This is a genomic window from Alphaproteobacteria bacterium LSUCC0719, from assembly GCA_040839025.1.
GTDB lineage: Bacteria > Pseudomonadota > Alphaproteobacteria > Puniceispirillales > Puniceispirillaceae > UBA8309.
This window is the reverse complement of sequence record JBFPJN010000002.1, coordinates 387,501-401,621: the sequence shown is the minus strand read 5'-3', so window position 1 is coordinate 401,621 and position 14,121 is coordinate 387,501. Positions and strand designations below refer to the sequence as shown.

At 60.4% G+C, this 14,121-nt stretch carries 12 protein-coding genes (1 of these 12 cut by a window edge); 9 read left to right on the top strand and 3 right to left on the bottom strand.

Going from position 1 to position 14,121, the window contains the following annotated elements; translation table 11 throughout:
- The first annotated feature begins 199 nt into the window (after nucleotides 1-199).
- A complete protein-coding gene (gene secA, locus AB3X55_06540; GenBank protein MEX0503236.1) occupies nucleotides 200-2,800 on the top strand; it encodes a preprotein translocase subunit SecA in 2,601 nt (866 codons plus the stop codon).
- Nucleotides 2,801-2,823: 23 nt separating this feature from the next.
- Nucleotides 2,824-3,336: a DUF1178 family protein gene (locus tag AB3X55_06535; GenBank protein ID MEX0503235.1), complete on the top strand. Its 513-nt coding sequence runs from the start codon at nucleotides 2,824-2,826 to the stop codon at nucleotides 3,334-3,336.
- Nucleotides 3,337-3,340: 4 nt separating this feature from the next.
- On the opposite strand, the gene ubiG is transcribed toward AB3X55_06535, so the two are convergent.
- Nucleotides 3,341-4,075, bottom strand: coding sequence for a bifunctional 2-polyprenyl-6-hydroxyphenol methylase/3-demethylubiquinol 3-O-methyltransferase UbiG (gene ubiG / locus AB3X55_06530; GenBank protein ID MEX0503234.1), 735 nt, complete (start codon nucleotides 4,073-4,075; stop codon nucleotides 3,341-3,343).
- A gap of 74 nt (nucleotides 4,076-4,149) precedes the next feature.
- Between ubiG and AB3X55_06525 the strand changes: the two genes are divergently transcribed.
- The 7 genes from AB3X55_06525 (at nucleotide 4,150) to AB3X55_06495 (ending at nucleotide 11,942) form a co-directional block, all read left to right on the top strand.
- Nucleotides 4,150-5,373 (top strand): aspartate kinase, encoded by a 1,224-nt coding sequence (locus tag AB3X55_06525; protein ID MEX0503233.1) that lies wholly within the window; start codon nucleotides 4,150-4,152, stop codon nucleotides 5,371-5,373.
- A gap of 124 nt (nucleotides 5,374-5,497) precedes the next feature.
- Nucleotides 5,498-6,733 (top strand): RodZ domain-containing protein, encoded by a 1,236-nt coding sequence (locus AB3X55_06520; protein MEX0503232.1) that lies wholly within the window; start codon nucleotides 5,498-5,500, stop codon nucleotides 6,731-6,733.
- A gap of 87 nt (nucleotides 6,734-6,820) precedes the next feature.
- Nucleotides 6,821-7,936 (top strand): flavodoxin-dependent (E)-4-hydroxy-3-methylbut-2-enyl-diphosphate synthase, encoded by a 1,116-nt coding sequence (gene ispG, locus AB3X55_06515; GenBank protein MEX0503231.1) that lies wholly within the window; start codon nucleotides 6,821-6,823, stop codon nucleotides 7,934-7,936.
- 56 nt (nucleotides 7,937-7,992) lie between these two features.
- Complete coding sequence (gene hisS / locus AB3X55_06510) at nucleotides 7,993-9,264, top strand: histidine--tRNA ligase (protein ID MEX0503230.1); 1,272 nt, start codon at nucleotides 7,993-7,995, stop codon at nucleotides 9,262-9,264.
- On the top strand, nucleotides 9,261-10,352 hold the full coding sequence (gene prfA, locus AB3X55_06505; GenBank protein ID MEX0503229.1) for a peptide chain release factor 1: 1,092 nt from the start codon (nucleotides 9,261-9,263) through the stop codon (nucleotides 10,350-10,352). Before hisS ends, prfA begins: the two co-directional genes overlap by 4 nt.
- Nucleotides 10,349-11,239 carry a peptide chain release factor N(5)-glutamine methyltransferase gene (gene prmC / locus AB3X55_06500; GenBank protein ID MEX0503228.1) on the top strand — a complete coding sequence of 297 codons (891 nt, stop codon included), beginning with the start codon at nucleotides 10,349-10,351 and terminating at the stop codon, nucleotides 11,237-11,239. The genes prfA and prmC overlap by 4 nt, the downstream gene beginning before the upstream one ends.
- Nucleotides 11,240-11,447: 208 nt before the next feature.
- A complete protein-coding gene (locus AB3X55_06495) occupies nucleotides 11,448-11,942 on the top strand; it encodes a DUF4167 domain-containing protein (GenBank protein MEX0503227.1) in 495 nt (164 codons plus the stop codon).
- Between the two features lie 67 nt (nucleotides 11,943-12,009).
- Here the strand turns inward: AB3X55_06495 and AB3X55_06490 are convergent, their stop codons facing one another.
- Together AB3X55_06490 and AB3X55_06485 are read right to left on the bottom strand one after the other, a co-directional pair.
- Nucleotides 12,010-12,762 (bottom strand): MOSC domain-containing protein, encoded by a 753-nt coding sequence (locus AB3X55_06490; protein MEX0503226.1) that lies wholly within the window; start codon nucleotides 12,760-12,762, stop codon nucleotides 12,010-12,012.
- Nucleotides 12,763-12,783: 21 nt separating this feature from the next.
- On the bottom strand, nucleotides 12,784-14,121 hold the 3' portion of the coding sequence (locus tag AB3X55_06485; protein MEX0503225.1) for a peptidoglycan DD-metalloendopeptidase family protein. 48 nt of this gene lie beyond the right edge of the window; the window shows 1,338 of its 1,386 coding nt (coding positions 49-1,386); the start codon falls outside the window, past its right edge — the gene reads right to left on this strand; the stop codon is at nucleotides 12,784-12,786.

Here is a 14,121-nt window from a genome sequence, read left to right as displayed (position 1 = left end):
AAAAGGCCTGTGGCATAGGGATTTCCGAAGCATTCGAATCTGTCCATACAGGGCGGGGTTTGATTGACAATGGCAAGTGGTCGCACTATGTCCAAACTAGCTGGAAATGCCTGTTGACCCGCAATATTGCAGGGGCGCTGTCGGTCCGGCCTGCGTCGGGTGCGCCGCGCCTGACAGTCGATGTGATTCGGGGAAACATATGTTTGGGTCTTTGGCGAAAAATCTCTTCGGGTCGGGCAGTGATCGCACGACCAAGAAATTCTCCTCACAGGTGGCGGCAATCAATGCCCTCGAGGAGGAGATTGCCACGCTGAGCGATGACGACCTTGCCGCATCCGTGACCATCCTGCGAGGCCGGCTTGAGGCTGGCAGCAGCCTGGACGATCTTCTGCCTGAGGCATTCGCCCGGGTCCGCGAGGCTGCAAAACGTGCCCTTGGGCAACGCCATTACGATGTCCAGCTGATGGGGGGCATTGCGCTTCACAATGGCCAGATCTCGGAAATGAAAACCGGCGAGGGCAAGACCCTTGTCGCAACATTGGCGGTGTTCCTGAACGCGCTTCCCGACAAGGGTGTGCATGTGGTGACGGTGAACGACTATCTGGCGTCGCGCGATGCGGCCTGGATGGGGCGTGTTTACCAGCGTCTCGGGATGACGGTTGGCTGCATTACCGGCAACATGCAGGATGATGATCGCCGGGCTGCCTATCGCTGTGACGTTACCTATGGCACCAACAATGAATTCGGCTTCGATTATCTTCGCGACAATCTGAAGTTCCGAATCGAGGATATGGTGCAGCGTGACCACCATTTCGCCATCGTCGACGAGGTTGACTCGATCCTGATCGACGAGGCCCGCACCCCGCTGATTATCTCTGGCCCTGCCGAGATCACGTCGGAACATTATGGCGTTGCCGACAAAATCATCCCGCATCTGGTCCCCGATGATTACGACCTCGACGAGAAGGGGCGCACGGTTTCGCTGACTGAGACCGGCATTGAACATGCCGAAGACCTGCTGCGAAGCGCCGATGCGATGGGAGACGGCACGTTGTACGACATCGAGAATGTCGGGCTGCTGCATCATGTGAACCAGGCGCTGAAGGCGCACAAACTGTTTCAGCGCGACACCCATTACATGATCAAGAACGGCCAGATCGTGATCATCGACGAATTCACCGGTCGTGCGATGGAAGGCCGCCGGTTCTCCGAAGGGCTGCATCAGGCCATTGAAGCGCGCGAGGGCGTGGAAATTCAGGCCGAGAACCAGACAGTCGCCTCTGTCACCTTCCAGAATTATTTCCGGCTCTATGAAAAGCTGTCCGGCATGACCGGCACGGCGATGACAGAAGCTGGCGAATTTTCGGAAATCTATCGGCTCGAGGTCACCAGCATTCCGACCAATGTCGAGGTGCAGCGGATTGATCATGATGACGAGGTCTACCGGACCAGCCAGGAGCGTGACAATGCTGTCATCGACCTGATCGCCGATTGCCGCGAACGTGGCCAGCCGGTGCTTGTTGGCACGGTCAGCATCGACAAGTCCGAGGCGCTTTCAGAGGTTCTGAAAGGCCGCAAGATCGAGCATCAGGTGCTGAATGCACGCTTCCATGCCGAAGAGGCGAAAATCATCGCCGAGGCTGGCGTGCCCGGCGCCGTGACCATCGCCACCAATATGGCTGGACGCGGCACCGACATCCAGCTTGGTGGCAATCTCGACATGCGCCTCGAGGCAGAGGCCGATGGCGGCGAATTGCCTGCGTCCAGGCATGACGCCATTGTCGCCGAAGTCACGGCGCTAAAGGAGCAGGCTCTTGCCGCCGGTGGGCTGTATGTGGTCGGTACCGAACGTCATGAATCGCGCCGGATCGACAATCAGCTTCGGGGCCGGACCGGTCGTCAGGGTGACCCCGGCGCGTCGAAATTCTTCCTGTCGTTGCAGGATGATCTGATGCGGATCTTCGGGTCTGAAAAGCTTGACGGCATGTTGCAGAAGCTTGGCCTTGAGGAAGGTGAAGCCATTGTCCATCCATGGATCAACAAGGCCGTTGAAAAAGCCCAGTCAAAGGTCGAGGCGCGCAATTTCGAAATTCGCAAGCAGTTGCTGAAATTCGATGATGTGATGAATGACCAGCGCACGGTCATCTTTGAACAGCGCAAGGAAATCATGCGCGCGAGCGAGGTTCAGGAGACAGTTGCCGAAATGCGCCACGAGGCGGTGGCCCAAATCGTTGAAAAGGCGGTTCCGGCAGGAACCTTCAGCGACCAGTGGAATGCCGAGCAGTTGCGCGCCGACGCCACCAGGGTTCTGGCGCTTGACGTGCCGGCCGAGGAATGGTTTGCCGAAGATGGTGTCGCCGAGACCGAGATTGAGGAACGGCTGAGCGCCATGTCGGACCGCTATATGGCCGAAAAGGCGGTGCGGATCGGGTCTGAGACCATGCGGATGGCCGAGAAATCGCTGTTGCTTCAGGTCCTCGACCAGCAATGGAAGGAACATCTGCTTGGTCTTGACCAGCTTCGTCAGGGCATTTCGCTTCGCGCCTATGGGCAAAAGGATCCGCTGAATGAATATAAGCGCGAAGCCTTCACCATGTTTGAAGCGCTTCTGGCCGGTCTGCGCGAGACGGTCACGATGGTTCTCAGTCATGTGGAAATCCGGCAGCCCGAACCACAGGCCGAAGCGGCAGCGGACACGCCGGCACCGCGTGCCATGCCACAGCGCAAGGTGTCGCGTAACGAGCCCTGTCCCTGTGGGTCCGGCAAAAAATACAAACATTGTCATGGCCGGCTCAGCTGACCCGGGGGCGTGATAGCGGTGCTATGATCAAATATCAGTTGATATGCGAGGATGACCATCAGTTCGAGGGCTGGTTCGGTGACTCGGCCGCCTTTGAATCCCAGCAGGAATCCGGCCTTTTGACCTGTCCGGCCTGTGGATCGGGTGCGGTGCGGCGGGCGTTGATGGCACCCAACCTCGCCAGTCCGAAAACCCGCAAATCGCCAGCGCCTGACCGGATCGCCGACGGACGGTCCGAACAGATGGCGGATGGCGCTGCTGGACATGGTCCGGTTGGGCCCGGCGCGGCAGCGATCCCCCAAGAGGCGGCCCGGCGTCTCCACGCCATGATGACCGAAATGCGGTCATTGCAGAAGAAGATCAAGGACGAGTGCCGCGATGTCGGCGACCAGTTCGCCGAAGAAGCGCGCAAGATCCATTACGGCGAGGTTGAGCCGGAAGGAATCTATGGTCACGCCACGGCTGAAGAACGTGAGGCCCTCGACCAGGAGGGGATAGACGTTTTGGATATGCCCTGGCTTCCGAAAGACAACTGACCGTTCAGGCGTGCGTGCCGCTGGCTGCGTAATTTACAGCCAGATTGCCAATCCGTATGAAACCGTTGCCGCCGACCCGGCGCGCCGGCAATGGCGCAAAGCCGGTCATGTCATCAAGCTGGATTCCGGCAGCGGCGAATTCGGCGCGAAGTTCGGCTGGTCGCACGAAACGCGACGGGTCATGCGTTCCCGCCGGCACTGTCCGCAACACATATTCTAGCGCCACCTTGGCCAGCGCGAACGAGGCCAGCGTCCGGTTGATGGTGGTGATCACAACCGTGCCGCCGGGGGCCAGCATTGCGGCAATCGAGGCGGCGAACAGATGCCTGTCGGTGACATGCTCGATGACTTCGGAGGCATAGATAAGATCAAAGGTGGGGCCACTTTCGGCAAGCGCCTCGGCCGTGGTGCAGCGGTAATCGATTGCAAGACCCGCTGTCATGGCATGTGCCTTTGCCGCCTCGATGGCTTCGGGGGTGGCATCGATGCCTGTCACCTGCCCGCCAAGCCGCGCCATCGGCTCGGCCAGAATGCCACCACCACAGCCAATATCAAGGATCCGCACCCCGTCGAGACGGCCATCAGCTGTTGTGCCGATGCGCCTCGCACTGTCCAGAATATAGTCGATTCGCACTGGCGCGAAGGCGTGTAGCGGGGCCATTGGCCCCCGCTCGTCCCACCAATGTGCGGACATGGCCGCAAAATTGTCGATTTCTTTTTGGTCCGCTGTTGTGTTCACGGGCTTGCCCCATCCGGCGGTAATCGCTATGAAAGCTGCGGTTTTTAACAGGTTGTGGCAACCATAAGACAAAAATGGCTCTGATTGTTCAAAAATTTGGCGGCACTTCGGTTGGCGATCTCGACCGGATCCGGAATGTTGCGTCGCGCGTCAAGGCTGAGGTTGAGTCAGGGCATCAGGTCGCTGTTGTTGTCTCGGCCATGGCCGGTACAACAAACCAGCTTGTATCCTGGGCGCGAGATATCGGCCCGATGCATGATGCCCGTGAATATGACACCATCGTCGCGACAGGCGAGCAGGTGACGGTCGGGCTGCTGGCCATCGCCCTGCAGAATCTTGGTATCGACGCGCGCTCATGGCTTGGCTGGCAGATGCCCGTCCATACCGACGAGGTGCATGGCGCCGCGCGGATCCAGAGCATTGACACGACGGTGATGCGAGAACGGCTTGCCGCCGGGCAGGTCGCCGTTGTTGCCGGGTTTCAGGGGTTGGCCCCGGATGGCCGGATCTCGACGCTTGGTCGTGGCGGGTCCGACACCTCGGCGGTGGCGCTGGCGGCAGCGCTGAATGCCGACCGCTGCGACATCTACACCGATGTCGACGGCGTCTATACGACCGACCCCCGAATTGCGCCGCGGGCGCAGAAGCTGGACCAGATCACCTTTGAAGAGATGCTGGAAATGGCATCGCTCGGCGCAAAGGTGCTTCAGACACGGTCCGTCGCCATGGCCATGCGCCATAATGTCAATCTGCAGGTGCGTTCAAGCTTTTCAGACGCACCGGGTACGCTCGTCGTCAATGAGGATGCAATCGTGGAACAGGAAAAAATCAGCGGCATCGCCTACAGTCCGGACGAAGCCAAGGTCACCATTCAGGGGCTTCCCGACCAGCCGGGTGTTGCGGCGGCGATCTTCGGCACGCTGGCGGACAGCCATATCAATGTCGACATGATCGTGCAGACAGCCGCAAGCGAGGGACAGAAGACCGATATCACCTTTTCGCTTGGCCGCGCCGATCTTGGCAAGGCTCTAGAGATTATCGAGGCAAGCCGCAAGGATCTGGGCTTTGACGGCATCGATGCGCAGGATGATGTTACCAAGATTTCGGTTGTCGGGATGGCGATGCGTTCGCAACCCGGCGTTGCACGCACAATGTTCGAGACCCTTGCCGAGCGTGGTATCAATATCGAGGTCATTTCCACGTCGGAAATCAAGATTTCGGTGCTGATCAGTGCCGAATATACAGAGTTGGCGGTGCGAAGCCTTCACACCGCTTTCGGGCTGGATGCCGAGGATTGACCGACCGGGAAGACCCGCCGGTTTGACCTGTCGGTACAATCTGTTGATATTGTCGAGACGGTTGCATTTCTGGTGATTTGGGATATCGTTGTAGACAACTGGAAGAGACACCGCGTGAGCTATTATGAATTATGAGGCGCGCGATGACGGCGTAACCGAAGACAGCTTCGATAGGATCGGAGCTGATCTTAATGCTGCGCGCCTGTCCAGAAATATTCAGATCAGTGATCTCTCGCAGCATCTGCGGATATCCAAGCAGCAGCTGAAATCAATCGAGGCTGGCGAGTTCGACGCGCTTCCCGGATCGACCTATGCGGCCGGATATCTGCGCAGCTTCGCGCAGGAAGTGGGGCTTGACCCGGTGGCCCTGACGCAACGCTACCGCGCCCTGCTTGCCGATGACAATAAAAGCCAGACCTACAGTTTTCCTATCGATACCCAGCGCCCGCAGCGTTCCGGCGCGATGCTGGCCTCGATCGTCGTTATTTTTGCGGTGGCGGGATATGGTGCCTGGTATGCGATTGGCAAGCCTGATGTGCTGACCGCCCTGACAGGCGCGCCGCAGCCCGAAATGGCCGCGCGACCAGCGATTGAATCGACGGCAACCGAACCCGATGATCTGGCCAATCGCGACGTCGAACCAACCAACCTTGCCGAATCCACCGCACCGTCACCGCAGGATGCCCGGATGCCGGCCGGGCCTGTGGATGAAGTGGCGTCACCGGCTGCAGTGGTGTCGTCCGAACAAATGGCCTCCACTGTCGCATCCCCCGACACCGAATTGGCGGCGGTCACTGACCCTGCGAAGATACCGGCGTCGGAAACCGAACTTGCCCTGGCGCCAGCCGCCGAGACCGACAGCGTGATGACGGTTGCGACCAGCACAGGCGAAGAGACAGGTGCGGCCAATACACGGCCCGCCATTGCCGCTACCCAGATTGCGGCAGAGGGCACCGCCGGGCGCGACACTGCTGACGATGCCATGACAACCACGCTGGCCACCGGGATGACAGATGACCGCCTTGCAACCAGTACGGTGGACAGCGCAGGTTCCAGCCAGATAGGCACCGGTGTGGCCTTCGCCCGCCAGCGTGTGCCGGACATGGAAATTACGCTCCGGGCCACCGGCACCAGCTGGGTCGAGATCATCCGCAACAATGGTGAGGAAGTGATGGCCAAGCTGATGCGGAATGGCGAGACCTACATGATCGACAGCCGTGACCGGCTTTATCTCAGCACCGGCAATGCGGGTGGGCTGGAGATCGTATTCAGTGACGGCACGGCACGGTCGATTGGCGAGTCGGGTGAAATCCTGCGCGACCTGCTTCTTGACGTCGACAAGCTTCGCAACCAATTCTAGCGGAATGTAGCGCAGACAGCCCGGTGTTGCCGCCGGGTGGATTCGTGCAACATTCCGTTCAGCCAGACCCAGAGGAGTGCGCCGGACGTGGCCAACGCCTACCGAGCCTACAGAACCATTGAACGTCGTCCCTGCCGCCAGATCATGGTCGGCACAGTGCCTGTTGGCGGCGATGCTCCGATCTCGGTGCAGACGATGACCAACACACCGACAACGGATGTTGCCGGCACATTGGCCCAGATCAACGCCGCCGCCGAGGCGGGTGCCGATATTGTCCGGGTATCCTGTCCTGACCAGGACAGCACCGCCGCATTGCGCGAGATCTGCGCGGCAAGCCCGGTGCCGATTGTCGCCGACATTCATTTTCACTATCGCCGGGCCATCGAGGCCGCCGCCGCCGGTGCCGCCTGTCTGCGGATCAATCCCGGCAATATCGGTCGGGCCGATCGTGTCCGCGAGGTGATCAGCGCGGCGCGTGACCACGGATGTTCAATGCGGATCGGTGTCAATGCCGGGTCGCTGGAAAAGCACCTTCTGGAAAAATACGCTGAACCCTGTCCCGAGGCGCTTGTTGAATCGGCGCTCGAGCATGCGCGCATTCTTCAGGACAACGACTTTCATGAATTCAAGATTTCGGTGAAGGCATCCGATGTCTTTCTTGCTGTCGCCGCCTATCAACAGCTTGCGGACGTGATCGATTGCCCACTTCATATAGGCATCACCGAGGCTGGTGGTCTGCGGTCCGGCACGGTCAAGTCGGCGATCGGACTTGGCGGGCTTCTATGGGCCGGCATCGGCGACACGGTCAGGGTGTCGCTGTCGGCGGACCCCGCCGAAGAGGTGCGGGTTGCCTATGAGATGCTGAAATCGCTGGGGTTGCGCCGCCGCGGGGTGACGGTCATTTCATGCCCCTCATGCGCGCGCCAGCAATTTGACGTGATCAGCACTGTGCAGACGATCGAGGAACGGCTGGAACATATCGACATCCCGATGACGGTGTCGATCATCGGATGTGTCGTGAATGGCCCGGGCGAGGCGCGTGAGACCGATATCGGTCTGACCGGTGGCGGACGCGGCACGCATCAGATCTATGTGTCGGGCATGGCCGATCACAGGTTGACGAATGGGGATATCGTCGAGCATGTTGTCGGGCTTGTCGAGGCGCGCGCCGCCGCCATCAGATCCGGCGAAATAGACGCCTAGCCTTTTCGCAGGCACCCTTCATTCCGTTGCATGATCATGCCAAGGACACGCTGAAAATGTCTCGTTTGCAACCAGCCAGAGGCACCTCGGACCTGCTTCCAGATGCGATGGCAGCACACCGCCGGGTGATCGACACCGCCCGTGACGCATCGGCATTGTATGGCTTTCAGGAAATGGCCACACCGATCTTTGAATTTGCCGAGGTGTTTTCGCGCCCGCTTGGTGACAGCAGTGACGTCGTTACCAAGGAAACCTACAATTTCACCGACCGTGGTGGCGAAACGCTGACCCTGCGCCCGGAAAACACTGCCGGTGTGGTGCGGGCGATGATCTCGAACGGCCTGACACAGAGCCTGCCACTGAAATTCTTCTATGCTGGTCCGATGTTTCGGTATGAACGGCCGCAGAAGGGGCGGATGCGGCAGTTTCACCAGATAGGGATAGAATATCTGGGCCCGCGCGACGGGCTTGCCGATGCGGAGATCATCGGCTGTGGGGCACGGGTTCTGGACAGCCTCGGTGTGCTTGACCGGTGCATATTGCATCTCAATTCACTTGGCGACACCGAAAGCCGGCAGGCCTATCGTACTGCGCTTCTCGGTTTTCTCGATTCGCATGCCGGTGATCTGTCCGAAGACAGTCAGACCCGCCTGAAAACAAACCCGCTTCGGATTCTTGATTCCAAGGACAAGGGGGATCGCGCCATTCTGGCCGACGCGCCGCGTCTCGATGAATTTCTGAATGATCTGTCAAAGTCGCATTTTGCAACGGTGACGGCGTCTCTGGACAAGGCCGGTATCGCCTGGCGGTTTGATCCCCTGCTTGTCCGCGGGCTTGATTATTACTGCCATACGGCCTTTGAATTCATTACCGACGATCTTGGCGCGCAGGGAACGGTCCTTGGCGGCGGCCGCTATGATGGGTTGTCGGAAATGCTTGGCGGTCCACCTGTTGCCGGTGTTGGATGGGCAGCCGGGGTTGAACGTCTTGCGATGCTGGCCGGTGCAGACGCGCCGCGCGTGCCGGCTGTGGCAGTGATGCCGATGGATGATGATGCCGGGGTGGCGGCCTATGCCGTTGCCGAATTGCTGCGCAATGCCGGCATTGCGGTCGACGTGCCGACAGGCGGCGCCATTGGCAAGCGGCTGAAAAAGGCTGATCGGGCAGGCGTCAGAATGGCGGTGATTCTTGGCAGTGACGAAGTTGCGGGCGGAACCTCGCAGCTTCGCGATCTGGTGGCTGGAACCCAGGCCGAGATCGCACAGCAGGATTTGCCGCACCATATTGCCGGCATGCTGGCAACATTGGTGGATGGGGACAGCGCATGAGCCTGGACAAGAGCATGGACCGGGTGATGGAGCGCCGGACCGAGGTCGAGGCAAGGCTTTCGGAATCGGCTGGCCTGTCACCTGATGAACTTGCCAGCCTGTCCCGCGAACTGTCTGAACTGCGTCCGGTCTGCGCGCAGATTGAACTTGTCCGCCAGCTTGAATCCGACCATGCCACGGCAACCCAGATGATCGATGAAGCCGATGGCGACGCCGAGATCATGGAAATGGCGCGGGCCGAAATCACCGAGGTCGAATCCCGTCTACCCGACGAGATGAAGGCGCTTCAGCTTTTGCTGCTGCCGCGTGACCGGGATGATTCGCGCAACGCCATTCTTGAGGTGCGCGCCGGCACCGGCGGTGACGAGGCGGCGCTGTTTGCTGCCGACCTGTTCGGCATGTATCAGCGGTTTGCGGCGCGGCATGGCTGGCGGTTCGAGGTGATGGAAGTGTCCGAGACAGGCATTGGCGGCTACAAGGAAGCCACTGCCAACATCGCCGGAAGCGACGTCTTTGCGCGGTTGAAATTTGAATCCGGCGTGCATCGGGTACAGCGTGTCCCGGAAACCGAGGCGGGGGGGCGTATCCATACCTCGGCAGCCACGGTTGCCGTGCTTCCCGAAGCCGAAGATGTCGATATCGACGTTCAGGAAAGCGACCTGCGGATTGATGTGTTTCGGGCTTCCGGCCCTGGCGGGCAGTCGGTCAACACCACTGACTCGGCGGTGCGGATCACCCACATCCCAACTGGGATCGTCGTCAGCCAGCAGGATGAAAAATCGCAGCACAAGAACCGTGCCAAGGCGATGAAGATCCTGCGCGCCAGACTGTATGATGCCGAACGGGCGCGGTTGCAGGCCGAACGGGCCGCGTCACGCAAGGGGCAGGTGGGCTCCGGTGACAGATCGGAACGTATCCGGACCTATAATTTCCCGCAGGGGCGCGTGACCGATCACCGGATCAACCTGACGCTTTACAAGCTGGACAAGGTGATTGCCGGCGAGGCGCTTGACGAAGTGGTTGACGCGCTTGTCGCCGAGGACCAGGCACAGCGTCTTGCCGAGGGTGGTGCCGAGGGTGGTGAATGAATCTGCCGCCGGCAGACTCCCATGCGCCAGAGGCGCGCGCAATCCTGATGCCGGCACAAGCCCGACTGCGGGAGGCTGGCATTGACAGCCCTGCACTCGATGCACGGCTCATTCTCGGCATCGTCCTTGGCCGTGATGACGCGGTATTGCCACATGAAACCCTGATCGACTGGACGGCCGGGAAACGCCTCAGGTTTGATGCCCTGATCGCACGTCGTATGGCTGGCGAGCCGGTCAGCAGGATCCGGGGGTGGCGGGAATTCTGGTCGCTTAGATTCGACCTGTCACCGGACACACTGGACCCGCGACCGGATTCCGAAACCATCGTCGCGGCGGCACTTGCCTGGGTGGGGGACCGCCGGAACGAAAAATTCCGAATTCTTGATCTTGGCAGTGGGTCGGGCGCGCTGCTTCTGGCCTGCCTGTCGGAACTGCCGCAGGCGCACGGCGTCGGCATCGACATCAGCGCCGGTGCCGTCAGCGTGGCTTCTGCCAATGCTGATCGGCTCGGCCTCGGTGATCGGGCCAGCTTTGTCGAGGGTGATTTCGCCAGTTCGGATGCCGGTGGGGACGGGTTTGATCTGATTCTGTGCAACCCGCCCTATATTCCGCTGGCGGACATTGGCGGTCTGGCCAGCGAGGTGGTGGATTTTGACCCGCACCGGGCGCTGGATGGGGGTGATGACGGGCTGCATAGCTGGCGACGGCTGATGCCGCGCATGGCACGGGGGCTGGCAGCGGGAGGACAGGCATTCGTCGAAATTGGTGCCGGCCAGCAACAGCAGGTTACCGCGCTGGCCTGTGCCGCCGGATTGCGGCCTGCAGGCGACGCTGCCGACATCGCCGGTATTGTCAGATGTCTTGCTTTTGGCGCGCCCGGCCATTGACAGACCGCCAGCGGTTATTTTGCGATAGCGCATATTTTAGCTTGATATGGCGGCGTTCTGGTGGCTATTGTGCCTTCGTTGATGGCGGCGCCGGGTGCGCCGCGAACGAACCTCCGAATATGGCGGTGACGTCTGGTAAGCCGGTCAGGACCTCAGCTGGGGTGTAAGCCGCTTGCCGCAACAGTTGCAATAACCGGTATATAGGTCGATGAGACAACCTCAGAATGCAAAGCGCGGTCGCGGACGTGGCCGCCGGGGCAACGGCAGCGCCCAACCACATGTGCCGAACAGAAACACCTCATATGAATCCAACGGTCCGGATGTAAAGCTTCGGGGCAATGCCCAGCAGCTGAACGAGAAATATCTGGCGCTGGCGCATGACGCCGCCGCCGCCGGTGAACGGATCACAGCCGAGGCCTACACACAGTTTGCGGATCATTACTATCGCCTGCATCAGGCGGCGGTAGATGCTGCCGAGGAACGCAAGGTTCAGCATGCTGAACGCCAGTCGCGTTCCGGCGGCCCACAACCGGTGATCGACGAACAGCCATCAGACGAGGCATCGCTGGAGGATGAGGCGGTCGATACTGATGAGGTCAAGACCAATGGCGATGCCAAGACCAGTGCCGCCGAGGTGGTTGATCTGACGCCGGCACAGGTTGCCGAGAAGGTTCAGGAAGATCAGGATTCGGCATCTGCGTAAAGGTGCCCGAACGCCCCGTAAGGAGCTGGAACGCCCTCAGCCCAATCCGCCCTCAGCCCAATCCGAGTTAATCCAGACGTTGCAGCCTGTCACCCGGTTTGACGGTGCCGCCCTTGATGACTTCGCCAAGAATGCCAAGATCGGTATGTCCGAAGGCCTGTTTCATCTTCGGCACCAGCTGTGGTCCGCGGATGCCGTTATCAGGGTCGACATCGATGGCGGCGCATCGGCCAACCGGCCCGTCAACCCGCACGACAGCCTCGCCAAGCGCGATCCTGTGGCCGATCAGACCGGCTTCTTCGAACGGTGTATCTGTTTTCAGCATGATGTTCAGTCGATAGCGCCGTGCGTCGGCTCGATGTCCCAGCGTGCTGGCGACATGAAAGACCGAGGCAGTGCCGCCAAGGCTGATCCACGGTGCCTGCCTGTCAACATAGGCGCCGTCCCCGATCTGCATGAGCCGCGGTGTTCCGGCAAGGCCATCACCCATGAAATCGGCAAAGAAGCTGTTCATGGCGTCAGCGCCCTCGGCGCTGTCCAGATCAGCCACGAGGCGCTCATGGCCGTTATGGGATAATGTCAGCACCGTGCCGGCAAACTGGCAATCAAGCTCCGCCAGCTGTTCATGGGACATCAATTGCAGAAAGGCGGCTTTCTTCTGCCAGGTTCCGTCCGGCATGTCGGCCAGACGCGGGTGACCTGTGGTGATGGCGAATCTGCGGTCGCCCGGGAAATGCTTCCCGGCTGCAAGTTCGGCGCTGTCAAGGCGTACCCCGCCAAGCCCCTTCACCGGATATTGCCAGAGCGCGTCAATGATCATGATGGCCAGGGTCCTATCTGGTCAGGGCGCCAGCCGTGATTCGGTCTCGGATGGCAGCAATTCCATCGCCGCAAAGCGCATATTGCCCGTTGCCATCACCTCTGCCTCGACAAGCTCCACCTTGGCGTAGAAATTATCCAGAAGCTCCGGCGGAATCCGTTCACCGGTCGGCAGGCTGACGGTCAGCGGGTTGACCTTCCGGTTGTTGACCAGAATTTCATAATGCAGATGGGGCCCGGTCGACCGTCCGGTTGATCCGACATAGCCGATCACCTGCCCCTGTTCGACCCGTGCGCCGGGTCTGATGCCGCGGGCGATCCGTGACATATGGGCATAGGCGGTGTCATAGGTGCTGTTGTGGCGAATCCGGATATAGCGGCCATAGGAGCTGTACCAGCCGGCCTCGGAAATGACGCCGGAACCGGCAGCGATGATGGGCGTGCCGCGCGGGGCTGCAAAATCAACCCCCCGATGCATGGAGTTATAGCCGCTGACGGGGTGTCGTCGCATGCCAAAGGAGGATGACAGTCTGCCGCCGGAGATCGGTGTGCGAATCAGCGTCCGCGCCGCCGAGTTGCCCTTGCGGTCATACCAGCCAACACGGGATCCGTCGTGATCATAGCGATAGAAGCCAAGCTGTTTGCCTGACAACATCAGCCCGGCGTAATGCAGTTCGGTGCCGACGACCTCGCCGGTGATCTGGTCAATCTGCCGTTCATACAGAAGCTCGAACGCATCACCGCTGCGAATCTCGCGCTGGAAGTCGACCGAGAATCCCATCACCCGGATATATTCGGCCAATGCCGGGTCGGGAATGTCCACATCGCTTGCCGCACGGTAGATCGAATCATCAATAATCCCCTGCGCAAAGGCAAGGTAGCGTTCGACAGGCCGAATCGCGGTGAAAGCCAGCCAGCCTTCCTCCGGGTCGCGGATGGCAAAGACATCGCGTCCGTTCCGCGCCGTGAAGGCGAACCCATCCTTCGCGGCGCGAACTTCGAGCCCGACCGGCAGCGATCGCAGGCTGGCCCGCCCGATTACGGCATCAATCGCGGCTGCCGCGGTGGCGCGGTCATAGCCGGCACGTTGCAGCAATGTCGCCAGCCCCTCGCCGGATTTCAGCCGATAGGTTTTTTCACCAGCGGTCAATTTGCCCGTCTGTTGCAGATACATCTCGGTAACGGTGCGGGTGGCACGGGGCAGAATCGTTTCCAGATCCGGTCGCGGGGTGGGTATCGCGATATCAACAGGCTCGGCTGGATATAATAGTGCGGGGTCGGGCTTCGGCATTGGCAGTGGCATGCCGTCACTGTGCAACGGCTCCATAGCCGCACCAGCAGCGCTGCCCGCGCTCACCGA